This is a genomic window from uncultured Roseobacter sp. (assembly GCF_947495275.1).
In the GTDB taxonomy this organism is placed as follows: Bacteria; Pseudomonadota; Alphaproteobacteria; order Rhodobacterales; family Rhodobacteraceae; genus Roseobacter.
Genome location: NZ_CANLYL010000002.1, coordinates 165087 through 183363, shown reverse-complemented (window position 1 = coordinate 183363; position 18277 = coordinate 165087). Strand labels below are relative to the sequence as shown.

The following is an 18277-nucleotide window of genomic DNA, read 5'->3' as shown; positions in this document are numbered from 1 at the left end:
ATTGACATTTTTTTGGAAGCTCCTATTTTTTAGGAGGATTCGTCAAAATGTGCGACTCGCTGCCATGCTAAGCCGCCGATTAAGGAGAAGATGATCATGCCTTGGAAGCACCCGGTCGCACGTGATCGTATTCAGAAGCTCTTGGATGAGGTGCCTGAAATGGATGTGCAGCGCTTCGACCAGTATTGGTTGCGATATCAAATCGATAAGGCGCTCCAGACAGCGATGAAGCAGCCCACTACGCCGCCGCTTTTCAGCCTGCCAAGGGACAAGGCAGTCGTAGTTGATACCGTACAGATCTATATCTCGATCGTTGGGTACGATGAGATGCGTTTGGATGATGGTCGTGAAACGGAAGCATCCCACGCGCGGGCGCTTAAGGGGCTGCATCTGTACTACGGTGCAGCAGATCGCGTGATCGAAGAAACCAACGCACAGAGGGTCGATTTCCACAGTGGGCGGATGCATGCAGTATTTCTTGAGACCGGAAGCGGCGGGGTATCGCGAGAGACTATTGGTCAGGCCCTTGCACTGGCTGAAGATTTCAAGCGCGTAGTCAAATTGGCCAATGATCGGTTGGCCAACGGGGAGTTCGGAACTGAGTTCCGGGTGGGTATTGATGTTGGGACATGCGTTGCGATCAACAACGGGACTGGTTCCGAACAAGAACCGATGTTCCTCGGCTCGGCGGCCAACCATGCGGCAAAGCTTGCGGAAGGGGACACGCCTGGCGTGTACGTTTCCGACCGCGTTAGAGCTGTGTTGGGATATCAAGAGGTCGGCTTGCTTGAGAAGTATTTGGAGCTAAACTCCAGTCAAATCAGCGCGAATTCAGCTTATACTTCCGATGATGGCAGCGTGTTGTTTGGCGTGACCAACAGGCAAGCCTTTTCAGATCGAATTGTCGACACTTGGTCGGACGATGTTCGAAAGCGGATTGTCGACGACTTAACGTCCCCCGATTTCAAGTTTTCCTTCAAACAACCTCCTTTGAGCGAGATTGACTACTCGGAACTCTATCCGAGCAAGTCAATCCGGATGCCCCTGGTCTCATTGTTCGCCGACATATCGGGCTACACCAATTTCATCGACGAGGCGGTGTCCGAAGGAAACATTCAGGTTGCTGTGCGCGCGCTTTTTGTCATACGCCAAGAGTTTCAAAATGTTGCCGAAAACGACTTTGGCGGTCGAAAGGTTCGTTTCATCGGTGATTGTATCCATGCCTTAGTTGCAGAAGGCAGCGGCACATCAACTGACGAAGTCAGGAGTGTCGCCACAGCCACACAGTGCGCAGCGGGATTTCATGCTTCCTTCGACCTCTGCAAATCTATGCTTGATGGGATAGAAAGCTTGGAGCTTGCCGTAGGTCTAGAGCTCGGCACGACTCCGGTCTCGAGGATTGGTATTCGCGGCGAGCGATCCGTACGTGTGGCATCATCAAAGGCCACATCTGAGTCGGAGAAAATGCAGCGAGAGTGTAACGAGGGCGGTGTAAAGATCGGACCAGATGCACTTCGCGTCGCTCCCAAGGGCCTTATTGATATCCTCGGTGACCAAGGGTACGCGAGAGAAGTCGATTACGACGATGTGTCAGCTAGCATTCTTGCGACGCCGACTGAATTGGCTCAACCGTTGTACGCCCGCGCCCACGTCCCCGCAGAACCAAGCAAACCGCGCGCCCATCTAGCAAAGAAATGAACTCTCTTAGGCTGCTACTGAAACACACCCCTTCATGGGTCAGAGTAAAAAAAGATAGACAAGCAGCGGCTCAGGTGACTTGTGCACCCCAAAAGGCGAGCGGATTGATCGCGGGACACTACCTTCTGAAGCTCGCTCTATTGCGCGGAGGAGGCGTTAGCGTGGCGGAGGTCGAAGAGGCCAGCCATTTCCCCGCTTCCTGCCCAGAGAGACACATCAATCCCGATGCCACCTTTTGTATCTCCTATGGATCGACTGAACCGCTTATCGAGACGCATGCGGCGATAGCGTGGTGGGAATACCTACGTATGTTCCTCCTCCATCAGGAGTATGCGCGGAAGTACGGAGTGTGGCCTCTTGAAGGAGGTCTTTCTCACGGGGACGCGGCGTGGATTCAGGAAAAAATGGAAAAGTTGGCTGCTCCGTTGGGCTGGAAGGAAGAGATCCTAATCGGCATGTTCCGCGGGAAGGGTTGGCTGGCCAACTCCTTGCCTAAAGCGTCTCAGCGCTTGGACCGATTGCTCAATTCTAGAACTCCTTGCCCGAGGGGTTGTAAGCGTCAGGCCGACAGCAACCGTTCGATTGTTTGTCGCCCAGCAGACACCGACCGTGAGGTAACAGGTGGGAAACCGATCCTCAGAGCAGAGTGTCCAAACAGATCTGCACTGGAGTGCATTGCCTTACTGGAGCACAGGCGTCGCAAGGCGCAGAATGACTTCATCCAGAATACTTGTAAGGATGCGCCCAAGTGTTGCGGGACGATGAAATACTGCCCACTGGCGAAATCGAGTTCGTGACCGGCACCCGTTTGGCATCGTTGCATTACAGCGAATGACTGCTACCCAACCGTACATCCGTTCTTTCATCAATGTCGGCTCTGGGCCGTCCACATCGCCGCGACCTGGGCCTGCCAATAAGATGCTGCAATTGCTCCGATGGCGGCAACGAGCCCAATTCGGTCGTGACCTTTCCTCGCTGCGCGCGCTCGCAGCTCGAAAATCGCTGCAATCGCTCGGTCGCGGACGCTGGTATGCGGCGGCCAAACCGGTCGTTCATGTCTGCCGCAGTACTGATTGCTTGTGCAAGGATCAAGTCGCGGGACATTGCTACCGTTCAGCTTTTTCAGATCAAAGTCCACTATGTGAAGTTTGGGGTCGCAGTGAAAAGCGACACTCGCTGCAAAAGTACCGGCGTCGCCAGTATCGGTATCGGAGCTTGAATTCAACACGGCGCACTCGCCTTGCAGCATAGGGTCAATTGTCAATCGTCACTAAGAAATCCATTGCAGTTGGATTGAGTCTAGAGAGATTTAATCAGGTGCCCCGTGCAACTCTTTGCAAAAAGAGCGTCAATACAAAAAAACTAGCAGCAAAAACTGCTAAGGAGATCTGCCCTGCCGACGCAATGAATGTCGCATCATAAAGTGAAATCCCCGCAATCATGCTGATGACCGCGATTGGCACGTCACCCGGTTGGCGTCGGAAGAGCCGCCAGAGCGCCTGGGCGAGCATTGCGATGAAGAGTGCGGCGAAGGAGATCACCAGTGGTGTTGAAACGGCCGCAGTGATGATTAGTAGAACCGGGACTGCCAGCACTGCGAGCGGCCAGGCGGATCCAATTGTATCATATTCTTCCTGCTTGGCAGCGTAGGTGAGACCAATGATATAAGCAAATAGGCCAAGGGCAGGTAGAAGCGCTGTTGTCTCCATCGTCCCCGCCGCCATCATTGCGGCGAGCGCGTATGACAAGAACCGCGTCGTAGCCATGATTACGGGACCAAAAGATACTCTCTTATGCAGCCAGTCGTAAAGGATGATAGCGACGGCAAGCGCTACTGCGACCACCGCACTTCGCCCGCCAAAGGTGGCCCCTAACGCCAGCCCAACGCCTAGAAACCCGAAGCCCCAAGCGAACACAGACTGGGCCGAAACTTCACCGTTTGGGATCGGTCGGTCGGCCCGCTTTGCCTTATCATATTCAGCATCAAAGGCGTCGTTAAGGAACATGCCGCCGACGTAAAAGAATGACAGCGCCACCCCCGCCGCCAAGAAGCTGAGCACGGGGGACTCAACTGGCTTTGGTACGCTAACGAGCACAATGGCGGCTAGCGCGTTGGTCCAGACGGTTGGCAGGTTCGAAATGCGCCCAAGGCGCAGAAACGTCGTGATCATACCGCAGCCAGCTGTTTGGAGACCCATTTGAGTTCCCGCAAAATGTCTTGCTCAATCGTCTCGGCCCGGATTCCGTCTGGCAGCACGTCCCAGGTATAGGTCTCAATTTCCAAGTGTCGGGACAACGGGGTCTTGCGATGCAGCGCCAGAACCTGTTTCAAAAACGCCTGCGTGCTGTCGAACTTCGCGAGTGTTTCGACGAAGAGTGGGACATGAAAATGCACGCGCCATTCCTCGCCATCCGCTGCCCCATCTGGGCCAAGCGCCTCAGGCAGGTCCGAGAATCGTCGCAGGCCGTTTTCGCCTTTTGAGATCAACTGATGCAGATAGGTTGGTTCATTGAAGGGTGCCAAGGCTTCGCGCATTGCAGGCGACCCCTTGGCAACGCGGAGGGCAGAGGAAAGCTGGATCTTGTGAACCTCAATCCCTTCTGCTGCGAGGTCCTTAAAGTTCTGCGCGGGGTCTTCGAATTCAACCGCTGCATGGCAGACGTCGTAGCATAGACCGATTTGATCATGCAGGGCCTGCTCTGCTTGGCTCAGAGCCAGGCCAGTTTTCTCGGCAAGGGTCTGAGCCGCCTCGCGCGAGAACAGGTAGTCTTTGAAGAAAGCAATCGTTTCTTCGATGGTTTCAAGGAAACAGAAGGGTTCAGGTTCGATTGCCAAGGCGATCGTCTGGCCTTTCTCGCGTCCAATCCGAATGCAGTCCGCAACGCTTGCGATGTATTTTGCGGTCATCGCCGCCTCTGCACCGACCCCGTTGGGGCGAAAAGCCCCCGGCACGGTTGATATGGTCAGGAAGGTCTCGGGTCTATTAATATCTGCCATCAGGGTGATCAGATCGTGGGTGTAATCCACCCGTTCCGACGCCCGCCAGTCTGGCAGATACACGTTTTCCTTCACCCGCGTCCCGTGGAACGGGCCGTAAGGGAAACCGTTCATGGTCAGTGGCAAGAGGCCAATATCCGAAAGCACATCGGCCAGTTCTGCTGTTTTGCCTCCGGCCAAGACGGCCCGGGCTGTTTCCGCAGAAAAACGTAGGCCGATGGGGAAATCTATCTTCGGCGAGAAACCAGCCTTCACCTTGCGCACAGGCCCCTGCAGCGATTGGATCGTTTCCGCATAGGTCTGCGTCGGGTGGATATTCATACAATAAGTGAGCATCGGCACCGTCTCATTCAGCCGCGTGCGGCAATGGGCCAAAGCTGTCTTTAAGCCAATGCAAGGCTTGCAACATTAGCGCATCGTCGATCTCGTGCACCTCAACGTCGATCCCGAGTCTGGATATTAATGTGATGGTCAACTCACCGCCTAGATGTTCACGGAATTCTTCCAGACCGGCAATCAGGCGCGACCTGCCATCTGGTCCTTCGGCAAACAGATCGGGGTGATAGAGAGAGAAGCCTAGCCCTTCCAACAAAGTCATCACCCGGTCCGCCTGATCCGCATCCAACAATCCGGTCAGAACGGAATAACGGGTGTCGAGTGCGATGCCGATGGCCACGGCCTCACCATGGCGCAGGGTATTGCGCGTTATCGACTCCAGCTTGTGGGCTGCCCAATGGCCGAAATCTAGGGGGCGGGCCGAACCGCGCTCGAACGGATCACCGCCCTGGCCGATCTGACGCATATGCAACTCAGCACAACGGCGGATCACGTAACGCTCTGCACTTTCTTCAAACCGGGTAAGATCGCCGGTATGCGTTTCCATCCAGTCAAAGAACGCGCCGTCGCGGATCATTGCGACTTTGACCGCCTCTGCCAGACCGGCGATCCGGTCACGTGTCGGCAACGAACGGATGAACTGATAGTCGTTGATAACGGCCCATGGTGGGGCAAATGTGCCAGAGTAGTTCTTCACCCCGTGCAGGTTGATTGCGTTCTTAACCCCAACACCGCTGTCGTTCTGAGCCAGCACGGTTGTGGGCAGGCGAATGTGGCGGACGCCCCGGTGCGCAATCGCGCTGGCATAGCCGACTGCGTCCAGCACCGCACCGCCCCCGATGGCGATCACGTAAGAGTGGCGATCAATCCGATATTTGTGGATGTCATTCTGTATCTTCTCAAGATGTTCTGGGCCCGTTTTGATTGCTTCGCCACTTGGGACAGCAATCGGATGAGCAACCATATCTATTCGGTTAGGGTGAGCCGCGCAAAATGTCGCAATCTGGTCAAGTAGGTCCGATGAGCCGTTTTCGAGCAATCCAGCATCTACAAACAAAAGGCACTTGTGGCAGGAATCTGGCTCTCGGTACGACATAGCATCGAGCAGCGTGGTGCTGGTTGGATCAAGTACATTATCGCAAAAGACGACCGGAAATTCGTAAGGAACTTCAAAGCGCTGCCATACTAAATCAGAACCATCACCAATTGTTTCTAACTCTAAACCCATTCATCCAACCTTAAACCAAAGGACTTCGCCACGCGAATTAACGACAGGTGCAGCACAACCATTCCTAAAGTCAGAAGACTGCGAGTGCCGTCATCAAAAAAAGCTTTGCACGATTTTGCCATCCTTGCAAATGAGTGGTACAGTAAAGTTGTTAGGGCTTAGGAGCACAAACCCGACGGGATGGCTCGAAAATGAGAAGCTTATCTCTTTGGAAATTTGATGAAAACTGAGAAAATTGAAGAGGTCCTGTATCGGATCGTTTCCGTACGCGTTGGCACAGAGGCAGGCTGGTTCAACAACCAGTGCGCCGAGTTGAAAAGCAGTGATGTCGAGAGTGATTTGCACCTCTACCTTGGGTTCGTACCTCGCAAATTGGGTAAGGCCGATCTCGACCCAACGCCGGATGAAGCGGCTGCGGTGAAAGACGCCTATGACGGATGGTCCGTTGATAACTGGAGTATCGACGTCGCTGCCCGCATTTATGGTTTGTTGGTTTTCAAGCCGCAGCGCCCCTTCGCAGACATGTTCAAAGATTTGCGCCGGACCTCTGATGCGGCCGAGATGATCGCCCTTTATTGCGGCCTTGCGCTCTATCCAAAGCCCCAGTCGCTCGCGTTCGAGGTCGGCGAAGGTTTGCGCTCAAACCTGCGCCCAGTGTTTGAGGCAATTTGCCATCACAATCCTTACCCGCGTGATCACTTCGACGAGCATCGCTGGAACCACATGATCCTCAAGGCGCTGTTTGTCGGCTCTGAACTGTCGCCGATCCTGGGCCTGCGCGAACGGGCCAACCGGGAACTGGCTCGGATCCTTGTCGACTATGCCGCTGAGCGGCATGCGGCAGGCCGACCGATCACCGAAGAGCTGTGGATACCGATTGAACCTTTCCATACTGATCCAGAGATTGCAGCTTTGCTCGACCGCCTTGGCGATGCCGCCCCATCCTTTTAAGAGTTTTGCACCATGATGTTGATAGACCCTCACGCACATATGATTTCGCGCACGACCGATGACTACGAGGCGATGGCCGCCTCCGGGGTCGTTGCGTTGATTGAACCTGCCTTTTGGGTGGGCCAGCCGCGTACGTTCGTCGGCACCTACGTTGACTATCTGTCGACCATCGTCGGATGGGAGCGCTTCCGCGCCGGGCAGTTTGGTATCCGCCACTACTGCACAATCGGGTTGAACTCAAAAGAAGCCAACAACGAGGAACTTGCTGAAGGCGTCATGGAGTGGCTGCCCCGCTTTGCCTTGAAAGAGGGCGTCGTAGCAATTGGTGAGATCGGATATGACGAACAGACCGAGCTGGAAGACAAATACTTTCGCCTGCAACTAGCCCTCGCCAAAGACCTAAACCTGCCAGTCATGGTCCATACCCCGCATCGCGATAAGAAGCGCGGCACGTCCCGGTCGATGGATGTGTGTGAAGAGATGGGCGTCGACCCGTCGATGGTGATCATCGACCACAATAACGAGGAAACTGTGGGCGAGGTCCTTCAGCGTGGCTATTGGGCTGGCTTTTCGATCTATCCCTCGACCAAGATGGGCAATGCGCGGATGGTGGAACTGCTCAAACAGTACGGTGGAGAACGGATCATCGTGGACAGCGCTTGCGACTGGGGCATCTCCGATTGTCTTGGTGTCGCGAAGACAGCGCAACTGGCGCTCGAAAGCGGGATTGCCAAGGATGTGGTGGAACGGGTGTGCTACAGAAACGCGCTCACGGCTTACGGCCAGTCTGGTCAAATGAAGGAAGAAGACTGGCTAAACCCACCCGCGATTGACCAGCGGACACTGTACGAAGGCAACTCGATCCTGCGCGGCGGGCGTGATCCGGTGATTGAAGAGCCGGGTGCACAACGTAAGTCGTTGATTATCGAATAGTCTATCACCATCAAGTATTCACGGTTTGGCGTTCAATTCATGGGGCCAGACCTACGAAGGGTAATGAATATGCGGGATACGCTGGTAATTCTTGTGGTGGGCCTGGCCCCACATCTGTTGGGGCAACATACGCCCAACCTGAACAAGCTCGTCGCTCGCGGTGGATTAAGACACCTCAACACGGTGACACCAGCGGTGACCTGCACAGTACAGGCCACACTGGCCACCGGCCTCACGCCGTCCGAGCATGGGATCGTCGCGAACGGCTGGTTCTTTGATGACCTGAAAGAGATATTATTGTGGCGCCAGCCCAATAACCTTGTGAACGGGGAAAAGATCTGGGACGCGGGCAAGAAGATGAACCCGGATTTCACCTGCGCCAAGATGTTCTGGTGGTACAATATGTATTCCACCGCTGATTGGTCCGCGACGCCCCGCCCGATGTACCCAGCAGATGGGCGCAAAATCCCCGATCACTATGCCTATCCGCCTGAACTGCATGATGAGCTGGACGCGAAGCTGGGCCAATTCCCGCTGTTTAAGTTCTGGGGCCCGCTGACGGATCGGTCCTCTTCGGACTGGATCGCGCAATCGACGATCCACGTGATGGAAACCCGCAAACCCACGCTGGCGCTGGCGTATCTGCCGCATCTGGATTACAACCTGCAGCGGCTTGGACCCGACCTCGACCATCCGACATTGCAGCAAGACCTGCGCGAGATCGACGAAATTTGCGGCGACCTGATCACGGTCGCCGACGCGCAGCACCGGCGCATCGTCGTCGTCTCCGAATACGGGGTCACCGAGGCGACGGACGCCATCCACATCAATCGCGCGCTGCGCAAGGCGGGCTTGATCGCTGTGCGTCCCGAGGAACACGGGCGCGAAATCCTCGACGCAGGCGCCAGTGCCGTCTTTGCGATGGCCGACCACCAAATTGCCCACGTCTATGTCAACGACGAAAGCAAACGGAAAGAGGCCCGCAACATCATCGCAGCGCTTGATGGCGTGGAAAGCATCTGGGAAGGCGAAGAGCGGGCCGCAAACGGCCTCGACCATCCACGCTCTGGTGACATGGTCGTGGTCAGCAAGGCAGATCGCTGGTTCAGCTACTACTACTGGCTGGACGAAGCCAAATCCCCCGACTTCGCCCGCACCGTCGATATCCACCGCAAGCCTGGATATGACCCGGTTGAGCTATTCATTGACCCTAAGATCAAGCACCCAAAGCTGACTGCGGGTCTGAAACTCGCCAAACGCAAACTGGGGTTCCGACAGCTTCTTGATATCATTTCGCAGTCAGAAACCGGGCTCGTGAAAGGCACGCATGGTCGGATCACCGACGATCCGTACTTCGGCCCGCTCGTGATATCATCAGAAGCAGACTTGCTACCCAAAAGCGCAGTGAACGCAGTGGATTTCAAATCGCTGGTTTTGAATCACGTTTTTGGCGAATAAAATTGATGACTTCTCTTTTTGCTGCGGACGACGCGGCATTACCCATTTCTGGCCCACCAATACGGTCTCGGTAATTCCGAATGGATCTGCACTCCGAGGAAATGTGGACAATTACTGACCGCAACGCACCCTGACTGGTAAAACTCGAGGAGTCACTCCGAATGTTGATTGCCGGCGTGAATGACCGCATAGCGCGTCATACGTCTATGTGAGCGCGACGCAGCATCGGTTAGAGTCGACTCTCTCCCGCCTATTGCTGGAGCAGCAGCGTTGTAGTCGGGGGGCAACTGGGACCGGTCATCCATCACTGTCGCCAACCTCATGAATTTCTTCCATCACAACCGAATGACTGACCTTGGTGCGGCTAGCCGCGAAGCCAACGTGCAAGCCTATGACGCAGATGCTGCGCACCAAACGAATGGCAACGAAGTGCCGAAAACCGTAACCCGTTTTGGTAAACACGATTCACATATTCTGATTTTGGTGATCAACTGCTTCCTTGCAAACTTGTTTTGAAGCTGTTTTCCTTTATTCCTGTGCAACGATGTGTACTTTATGAAAAACGCAAAAAGCTACTTCTCTGTCTTCCTGATCTCGACGATTTTTGTCATCGTCCCGTTCCTGCTGTGGGGCGAAGATATAGAGAATTGGGTTGAACTAGAGTTGTTGAACCGACCTTTGTTCATGGTTGCATTTATTGGCAGCGTACTCCTGATAGTCGATATTTTCCTTCCTATCCCGTCGAGCGCCGTTGGCATCCTACTTGGTGCTACCTTAGGCATTTCTGTCGCGTTACCGCTTGTTGCAGTCTCCTTAACCTTAGGTGTCGTTGTTGGGTATTGGGCAGGCGTCTACGTACCACAACTTTTGCTGAAAACGGAAGAGACGGAAAAGCAGCCGGCCCCAGTAGACCTTGTGTCTCTTGCAATCTTTCGGCCCGTGCCTGTGCTCGCGGAAGTATCTGTCGTTATGGCGGGGTTTCGGCGCGTTCCGTTTCTTCAAGTGATTGCTGTAACTTCAATTGCCAACGTTGGACTCGCGGCACTCTATGTGTTGATCGGCGTGGCACTACCATTTAGCGTTGCCGCAACCATGGCCTTCATTTTGATGGTGCTCGCAGTTTTTTATGCGGTTCGCAAGCCATCTCAACACAGTTAGCTACATCAACCACTCGAAGGGACGATTGCCGTAATTGTCGAACTCAACGGCAATTTCTTCGGCGTCGCGACCCTTCCACTTTGTGGTTATCGAGTCTGTGACTTGCTGAGCGAGAGGTTCATTTTGGTTCGGGTAGATCTCCTGCGGGCGTGCTTTGCATTGCAGTTCCCAGCCCATCCCATTGATCCATCTGAGGTCTGTCCAAAAGTCCGCTTCATCCTCAAGAACCAAGGCCGCCTCAATGAAGCCATGCCAACTGTGATAATCCTGTGCGAGCAGACCGCCGTTCATCGTATGCACAAGTTCATTGGGCGGCCGCTCTGTGGTTCCTGGGCTGGCCAGGATCCCAAACGCGAAGTCTTGGAACGCGCGTTTGACGTCGTCCATATCACCATTGAATGCTGTGTCGAAAGAGCGGCGCTGCTCAGCAGCCAGATACAGGATGTCTTCCTTTTTTTCTTCGCAAAACCCGGTGAAAATATTCATGTCGCCGGCAGCGCGCGCCTCCGACCATTTTTGCGCGGGTGCGTTGTAACCACCCAATGCGGTATACCGGTCGGCCAAGCCATTGCTGCCAGCTTTGAACTTAAAATAGTCGTCGAAATCGAACCAGAATTTCCGACCGATTGCTTGCGTATATGCCATAGTGAGACCTTTCCACTCCTTTGAAAGAAATTCATTCAACCAATCTGGTTTAGGACTTGTTCGATGAAGGTTGCACGCCTTCCGTCCAGGAACCCTATTTTCAGCGACAACGGATTTGGTATGGTCACTTTCTTCATCTGTTCCATGCTTTGGGCATGGAGCATTTCTTGATGTAACCAGATCAGCCGTGGCCTGTCCGGTAAGGCCAAAGTATAGGGGAGTTCGAACGGCCCCGCTGCGACCAAGTTTCTGCCCTCATCATCTTTGGTGCCATCAGTATCTCTAGGCAGCTCTACAAGGTGTTCTGCGATCTCGCTCAAGAGAAACATGTCCTCGAAAGCCCATTGCGCCAATGTCGCGCGATCCTGTCCTTCTGGAAGGAACAAGTGACTGCCGACGCTCGCAAGTGTCCAGCGAAACCGATGATTGAAGACATCTGCCCAGAGCCGGGCCTCGGGGTTCTCGATGTAGCCCTCCGCCGATGGCTCGTGAACCGTTGGGTCGGTCGGTACCGGGAGCGACAAAGGGCCAGGAGCAGCTTTGGCTGCTTTGTAAATCTCGAACAGGCGTTCAAAGTGCGAGACGCCGGGGGTTCCAGGCAGACTGACGCCCTCGCCCTGCTCAGCAATCTCGTCGACCATTTTTAGCACTTCCGCTTTGGTCGAAACTTTGTTTAAGACCAGACCGTTGATGCCAGCGCGCCAAGCACCGGGATCGCCTTGGTATACTTCTGCGCCTGCGATCAGTAGATCTTCATCCGCTTCGCCGATGAGCTCTAATAGCAGCTCAAAGAGCAAACCCACCCGGTTGACGTTTCCGGCTCCGGGGGCCAATCCGGCATCTGAACGAACTTCCTCGAGGCTAAATCCAATCTCATCCGGAATGGTGGTCGGATCCGGCATTTCTGCAAGCACATACCGAGCGACAGCAGAGACAGAGAACGGTTCCAGCTTGAAGGGGAACGGATAGAAGATGTTAAAGGGATAGTCTTCTCGTTCAAAGTTCAACACGCCGCCGATCGCGGAGAGAATGTTCTGGACCGCCATAAGGTGTCCCATCTCTTCCTTCGCGATCAAAATGAGCTGTCGTCGCCAATCCCCTTGAGCGCCGGTTTTTGGCAGAGAAAACGCGCTATAAAGATACTGCGCCATCAAGGCATGTTCGATCTCAGCTGCGGTGTGAAGCAAAAAGATGATCTCATCGCGCAGAAGCACTGGAGGGTCTTGCCGACGCAAGACCAGATCTTCAGAGCTTTCGGCTGCAAACTCCGCAATTGCGGCATCGAATGAGGTCAGACTTTTTGCATCGAACGAAAAGAGCACCGTTTCAGGCTTAGATCGTGCGGCAAATGCGTATTTGCCTTTTCGTCTCAGCATGCTTCACATCTCACTAAGCGACCGAAGGAAGGTCATACTTGGTGCAAAAAAGTACTCTCCGCCCAGCATCCGGACAAAGTTCGCCATAGTGAATTCTACGTCTCCGTTACTGGGCCAAGTCTGAGCGACGGGGGATTCATTCTGCCCAATCACCGCATCAACGCCTGTGCCAGGTCGCACAAAGTCGTTTCCGTCGGACCCCTCTTGCTGAATGATGAAACTATCTAGGTTTGATTGGTAGCACATGAACAAAAGGCCGACACCGGAGGATGGCGGTGGCCCTCCATCGCTTAGATCTGGTCGTTCGCCATATGTTATGCCCCTCCGAACAATCCTGCGGGCACGTTCGAACGCATCAAAACCTCCAAGAATACGAGCGATGTCTCCACGAGGATTTGTCTTTCGAATATGGGCATGAAACGGGCACGCAGACCCGTCGGGGTCCTGATCAAAATGAAAATCGTTCGGGTCTACGGCTGGATCGGCGGGCCGATCGCCGACCAGCGGAATACCATCTGTTGTGCGGCCAACAGCCATCGCGCCGACCTCCTCCGGACTGACCCCCATGACGGCTGACCCATCAACGAGCGCTTGGCTGAATCCAAGAACGTTCTGTTCAAGTTTTCTGAAGACAAGGAAACTGCCGTAGCCGCCTGCCGGATCAGGCGCTAAGGCCAGCGACAGTGGTGCCTCAGGGGACCAATGATCGTTTCCCCGCCGGGCAACTTCTTCCTCGATCTTTTGCTTGATCATGAGAGGTTGGCTGACGCCATCCTGATACCCAAAGTGTTCGATGACCAACGTGCCGCGATCAAACTCCTTCTTTAGTTTACGCCCTGTCTCTAAGGCCGCAACTTCGAAAACACCGTCGATTGCCTGCCGAAACAGATCGATCCTCTCAGCGAGGCGTTGATTGTCATTGTCTGCAAGAATGACCAATGCGTGTATGTCGCCTCGATAGGACGCCTCCCAATTCGACGCAGGCGGATCGTTGTAATGCCTGCCCGGAGGCGGTACATTGGACTGGTTTTTCATTCCAAGGGCGAAATATCGATCATCTACCGGTCCTTTGAAAGCCCCCCCTGCAAGGGGAATAGCCTCATCGGAAACGCCCAAATAACGATAGCCCTGATGGGAAAGTGCAATGCAGGCAAACGGCTCCCCAACGCCTCTATCGGATCTCCAAACCGCAGCAAGGTCACGCGACGCAAGCGCGGTTGTAACACTCTCGGCAAAGCTTCCAATCCAGTTCGCGACGTCGCGCGGCTCACCGATCATGCGCAGCAAAAAGTGGGCGGCAAAATCACGCCCGTGGCCACGTAGGATATTGCCTTGAAGATCATCTAAAAATTCTTCGGCCTGGGGGTCTGCCAAGTCCAACGGTGCATCAATTGATATCAAAAAAACGTCTCGCTTCTAAACTAATATTAAAATATATTAGGGGATGTATTGGTTTAAATCAATAATCAGCCCTGCTTGGGTTTTTCTAAATCCCTAGCCTATCAGTTCTTCAATGATGTCAGGCAGTTTCACGAGCCTTCATTGCGGATATGGCATGTCGAAGAAGCTACTTTCATATGAGAATGAAGTAAGAAAGCTTCAGGAGATAGAGCGTAGGCCAAACATCTGGGGACGTCAGCGCTTATGGTTTTGGATATCTTTATACCAGTCCCGTCCAGTCTGGTGAACACACTCGCGGACGCATTGTTAGGGCTCTCACATGGGGCATTTTCTGCGTGGGCCGGGATGACACTTGGCTGTGCAATCGCTAATTGGGTTGGATCAAAAGCGGGCACACCGTTCGTACGTGAACTGGTTGGTCAGGTTGAGTTGCATAGGGCAGCAGCGATATCGAAAAAGATCGGTTTTGCCTCGCATGTCGTTTCCCGTGGCGTTCCGGTTCTTGCTGAAGCGTCCACGGTCGCCGCAGGCATTGTCTCTTACCCTTTTCGCAAGTTTGTTGTCATTACCGGAATAGGCAATGCAGCGATTGCGGGCAATTATGCAGGTCTTGGCGTATATGCCCATGAACAGAAAGCGTTTCTTCTGGCGTTTGCTGCGGCTATCTTGTTGCCCACTGTCTGCTCGTTGCTGTACCGTTTTGCATTTCGGAAGTCATGATGACTTTTGCTGCGCTACGCGGCAAGATCACGCGACCAACGCATTTTCAGTTAGTGTTGGGAGTTCCAAACTGCCCTTTGCATATGCACAAAGCACGTCAGAGTCCCAGCACCCCATCCAGAGGTCCATCGCCCAAGCTCCGCCTGCAATATTGGGGTTGAGCACACCCGCGGGATCGGAAACTTCCCACCACGGGCCCTGGAAAATATAGCGCCATGTCATGCCCACAAACAACGGCACAGGTCCTCCCGTTGTGGCCATGATCGGGCGCCCGCTTTGATCAGCGCGTGCTCGAGCGCGGTATAAGCGACTAAGCCGATCTTTCTTGGCAACGAGTCCCGCTGCGTCGGCTTCGAGAGCCTCAAGATTGGATATTCGCTTTTCGAGGAAGTCTTTCGGATCTCCGATGCCAGATTCTTCGAGCATCTCAAATCGCGCCTGCGTTCCTGGTGCTCTGACGCTCAGCAAGGAACCGTCACTCAGATCGCGCAGCTCTCTGCGAACTTTGAGCTTTTCCCGCTCAATTTCAATGATCATCGGTAAAATGGGTTCGATCGTGTCCGGCGCAACAAGATCGTTTCTGCCTTCGAATACGGGCGACCCCGCGAAGTTGACTGGTGCGCCGAGCAAGACATGTGCGTCCTGCTTAACGCCATTGAGTTCGACCGCTTGAACCGAGAGCCCAACCTTTGGAGACAAAGGTCTCTGGACAGCTTCCGCGCCATTTGTTTGGACAATCCGGTCAAGAGGTGGCTCTCCTGAATATGCGCGGACATACCCCGAGACACCCCATCTTTCGTCGGAAGGATCGGGATCCGTTGCAAGACGGCACTCAACCCAACCGCCAAATGTCAACTTAAGCATTGCGCGATCCTCCTGGCCTTACCTGATCGATCTCCTCGTGGATGATTTCAATGTTCCGCAGAACAAACTCGAAGCGTCCATGCACACCGTCGCTCTGCAGCTTTCTGCATTTTTCCAAGGATGAAGATACACGTTCAAATAGTCGCTTCCAGCGAGCAGGTGATTTAGGGGCCACTGAAACATAGGCCCCAATCTCAAACGTTGGTGCGGCGCGTACATCACCTTTATCAAAGGCAGGAAGGTCTGTGATTATCTCGGCGAGCGGTCGGATTATTCCACTCATTGTGCCCTTCATGAGCCGACGAAGCAGTGCGCGTTCCTCGTCGGTCTCCTGCGCGTGATCGTAAAATGCCATCAGCATCAGGAGCAATGAAACGTAAAAATCGTTGAACAACTCAGCTGCCCGAACAGCGTTTTCGCTCTCAATAAGCGTGACATCTCCGTGACGTGCCGGATCTTCTTTCGCCGCTGGGTTGTTGAGGACGTTTTTCCGCCATGGCACCTTCTCTGTCTCCAACCGCGCAACGAGCTGTTGTATGTACAAAAACCGCTCGTAGTGAGACCGACGGCCATTAAAAAACTCATGCGGAGGAAGTTTCAGATCGGACAAATCGGGCTGGATCGAGCTTCCTTCGCCTTCCTCGATGATAAAACGGATAGCGGATTCGACATCATCGGTTGATCGAACCGAAAAGATCTCGAGCCCCGCACCCCAATCATTAGAATCCTGATCAAAAAAATCTCCGTCAAATAGAGTTTCCGTTGTCCCGGCAACGTTCAGGAACCCGGAATAAATCGAACGATACAACTCTCCGATGTGATCGATCTCGCCGTCTGAGTCGTCTTCTTCTGGCTGCTCAAACCTTAGGAATCGCTCCATTGATTCATTGCCGATCCTCTCAAGACAGAAGGGAAACGGGAACCACTCGCCAATGTTCTTTTGTGGAAAGGGCGGGAGGCTGAAATCCGGTGTCGCGCCAATCGCGATCATAAGATTTGCCACAGTTCCCAAATGCGCCATTTCTTCGCGGGCCACCTTTAGAATTTGCTCGCGGATAACCCGAACCGCTTCCCAAGTTTCGGGATCCAGACCGTCGGGCTCGGATGCCAGGGAGAAGGATGCGAACAGATACTGGACCATCAAACCATGCTCAAGACGGCACGCGAGTCGCAGCGCCTCTATCAGGTCATCGCGCGTATGAATTGCGCTCTCCGTCGTTATTGTTGGCCCAGTAAATTCAGGTGTAAAAATCACCAGCGTGACGAATCGATCAGAGCCTAAGAAACTGTGTGCATGATGCTTAGGAACATAGACCAGATCGAGCGGCTTTAGTGATTTGTGAATGGGATCCTGGCCATTTGGCAGGTGGATCTCTATTTCTCGCTCCCCTTCAAGAACAAGATAAAGCTCATCTTGATCGTGTTTCCCCTGCTTATCTTCGGCGTCTTTCGCCAACCGATAAATATGCGCACTCAATTGCGTATCATTGGGCGCATTCGCTGCTCCGTATCGACCAATCAACGTTGTAAATGGCATTTCGTCGGAAACGAGATCAGCGAGTTCGAACTTGGTGCCGGGATTGATCATCGACAGAACCTCTTCTGAAGATTCAATTCAGAAATGGAAATTTCAATACAACCAAGTTCTCATAAAGTCCGGCACAGCGCAAGACAATCGCGGGTAACACGTGCGTTTTCGGTACTCGTAAGATGATAGACTAAAGAAGAGCAGTGAATCCTCGGCAGGAGGAGCGGGTTAGCCGAATGATCTCAGCAGAAGGTCTGGACAGCGCTCAGGGCGGACACGAACAAATACAACTCAACTGTTTTGGCGGATCAATCATTCTGCTTAAACAGTTAGTCTGAAAAGGCTCCGTTACCAAAGTCCTGAGCCTTCTGTATATCTGTTTTGCAGTCGTGCCCCTTCCTTTCACCTTGGTCGAGGTTGCTGAATGGGCGTTGAATCGTGTCAGAGCCTTATGGGATTGACTACGGACGTCTTACCGGATTGACCGCGGCTGTTAGAGAAGCAGCATTCGTTCCCAAGCTAAAGACGGTAGCTTCGCCCCGCACCTTTCGAGTTTAGCGTCTCTGCGGCGAAGGTGTGGCTCAGGAACTGCACTGCGCGGGCGTGTTTAAAGACCGCTTTGGCGAACCTGATTGCGATTGCAAAGTATCTATGCCGCGCTTGCTCGGTGGAGGTGCTAGATCTTGCTGCGTGAGCGCAATGTCGGGAAAGTCCCGCATTGTGTGAACTGAGGAGCTGCTCGTTTTTTGCTTTGTAACGAATGTCGCCTTCCATGGACCGCTTTGGCCAGAAACGCTGCGATATTTGAGGTCTACGCGCTTCTGGCCAAAGCTACGTTGGGCGCGTCATGAGATAGTTAAACGTCCAGTCCAGACCGGTTTGTACGTTCAAGCTCGATTGGAACGGATGTTCATCTTTGTTGGTATGAGCAGTGGTCTATGCGCTTCTGGCTAATGCCGCGTTGGGTTGATGGCTTCACATCG

16 protein-coding genes are annotated in these 18277 nt (G+C 53.8%); 8 read left to right on the top strand and 8 right to left on the bottom strand.

Annotation, left to right across the window (positions count from 1 at the left end):
- The first annotated feature begins 96 nt into the window (after positions 1–96).
- Both Q0802_RS04170 and Q0802_RS24720 read left to right on the top strand, forming a co-directional pair.
- The gene (locus Q0802_RS04170) at positions 97–1698 is read left to right on the top strand and encodes an adenylate/guanylate cyclase domain-containing protein (protein ID WP_298914022.1); all 1602 of its coding nucleotides are present in this window, start codon (positions 97–99) and stop codon (positions 1696–1698) included.
- Positions 1695–2495, top strand: a complete 801-nt coding sequence (locus Q0802_RS24720) for an E2 domain-containing protein (protein WP_366523297.1) — start codon at positions 1695–1697, stop codon at positions 2493–2495. Before Q0802_RS04170 ends, Q0802_RS24720 begins: the two co-directional genes overlap by 4 nt.
- A 516-nt stretch (positions 2496–3011) precedes the next feature.
- Here Q0802_RS24720 and Q0802_RS04165 read toward each other — a convergent pair.
- From Q0802_RS04165 to Q0802_RS04155, 3 genes are read right to left on the bottom strand one after another with little or no spacing between them, the layout of a single operon-like run.
- Entirely contained in the window at positions 3012–3869 is an 858-nt protein-coding gene (locus Q0802_RS04165) for a UbiA family prenyltransferase (protein WP_298915258.1), read from the bottom strand.
- Positions 3866–5032, bottom strand: a complete 1167-nt coding sequence (gene eboE / locus Q0802_RS04160; RefSeq protein ID WP_298914016.1) for a metabolite traffic protein EboE — start codon at positions 5030–5032, stop codon at positions 3866–3868. The genes Q0802_RS04165 and eboE overlap by 4 nt, the downstream gene beginning before the upstream one ends.
- A 10-nt stretch (positions 5033–5042) precedes the next feature.
- On the bottom strand, positions 5043–6260 hold the full coding sequence (locus tag Q0802_RS04155; protein WP_298914011.1) for a 3-dehydroquinate synthase: 1218 nt from the start codon (positions 6258–6260) through the stop codon (positions 5043–5045).
- A gap of 219 nt (positions 6261–6479) precedes the next feature.
- Here Q0802_RS04155 and Q0802_RS04150 point away from each other — a divergent pair, with 219 nt between their 5' ends.
- The 5 genes from Q0802_RS04150 (at position 6480) to Q0802_RS04130 (ending at position 10760) form a co-directional block, all read left to right on the top strand.
- Complete coding sequence (locus Q0802_RS04150) at positions 6480–7211, top strand: EboA domain-containing protein (RefSeq protein ID WP_298914008.1); 732 nt, start codon at positions 6480–6482, stop codon at positions 7209–7211.
- A gap of 12 nt (positions 7212–7223) precedes the next feature.
- Complete coding sequence (locus tag Q0802_RS04145) at positions 7224–8144, top strand: TatD family hydrolase (RefSeq protein ID WP_298914006.1); 921 nt, start codon at positions 7224–7226, stop codon at positions 8142–8144.
- 69 nt (positions 8145–8213) lie between these two features.
- On the top strand, positions 8214–9602 hold the full coding sequence (locus Q0802_RS04140) for a nucleotide pyrophosphatase/phosphodiesterase family protein (RefSeq protein ID WP_298914003.1): 1389 nt from the start codon (positions 8214–8216) through the stop codon (positions 9600–9602).
- A 345-nt stretch (positions 9603–9947) separates the two neighbouring features.
- Complete coding sequence (locus tag Q0802_RS04135; protein ID WP_298914000.1) at positions 9948–10118, top strand: hypothetical protein; 171 nt, start codon at positions 9948–9950, stop codon at positions 10116–10118.
- Between the two features lie 39 nt (positions 10119–10157).
- A complete protein-coding gene (locus Q0802_RS04130) occupies positions 10158–10760 on the top strand; it encodes a hypothetical protein (RefSeq protein WP_298913998.1) in 603 nt (200 codons plus the stop codon).
- On the opposite strand, the gene Q0802_RS04125 is transcribed toward Q0802_RS04130, so the two are convergent.
- From Q0802_RS04125 to Q0802_RS04115, 3 genes are read right to left on the bottom strand one after another with little or no spacing between them, the layout of a single operon-like run.
- On the bottom strand, positions 10761–11405 hold the full coding sequence (locus Q0802_RS04125) for a hypothetical protein (RefSeq protein ID WP_298913996.1): 645 nt from the start codon (positions 11403–11405) through the stop codon (positions 10761–10763).
- Positions 11406–11440: 35 nt separating this feature from the next.
- Complete coding sequence (locus Q0802_RS04120; protein WP_298913992.1) at positions 11441–12781, bottom strand: ferritin-like domain-containing protein; 1341 nt, start codon at positions 12779–12781, stop codon at positions 11441–11443.
- Between the two features lie 3 nt (positions 12782–12784).
- Positions 12785–14155, bottom strand: a complete 1371-nt coding sequence (locus tag Q0802_RS04115; RefSeq protein WP_298913989.1) for a hypothetical protein — start codon at positions 14153–14155, stop codon at positions 12785–12787.
- Between the two features lie 270 nt (positions 14156–14425).
- Here Q0802_RS04115 and Q0802_RS04110 point away from each other — a divergent pair, with 270 nt between their 5' ends.
- Positions 14426–14902 (top strand): VTT domain-containing protein, encoded by a 477-nt coding sequence (locus Q0802_RS04110; RefSeq protein ID WP_298913986.1) that lies wholly within the window; start codon positions 14426–14428, stop codon positions 14900–14902.
- Positions 14903–14929: 27 nt separating this feature from the next.
- On the opposite strand, the gene Q0802_RS04105 is transcribed toward Q0802_RS04110, so the two are convergent.
- Together Q0802_RS04105 and Q0802_RS04100 are read right to left on the bottom strand one after the other, a co-directional pair.
- A complete protein-coding gene (locus tag Q0802_RS04105) occupies positions 14930–15766 on the bottom strand; it encodes a hypothetical protein (protein WP_298913983.1) in 837 nt (278 codons plus the stop codon).
- Positions 15759–17354, bottom strand: a complete 1596-nt coding sequence (locus tag Q0802_RS04100; protein WP_298913980.1) for a ferritin-like domain-containing protein — start codon at positions 17352–17354, stop codon at positions 15759–15761. Before Q0802_RS04100 ends, Q0802_RS04105 begins: the two co-directional genes overlap by 8 nt.
- Positions 17355–18277 lie beyond the last annotated feature (923 nt).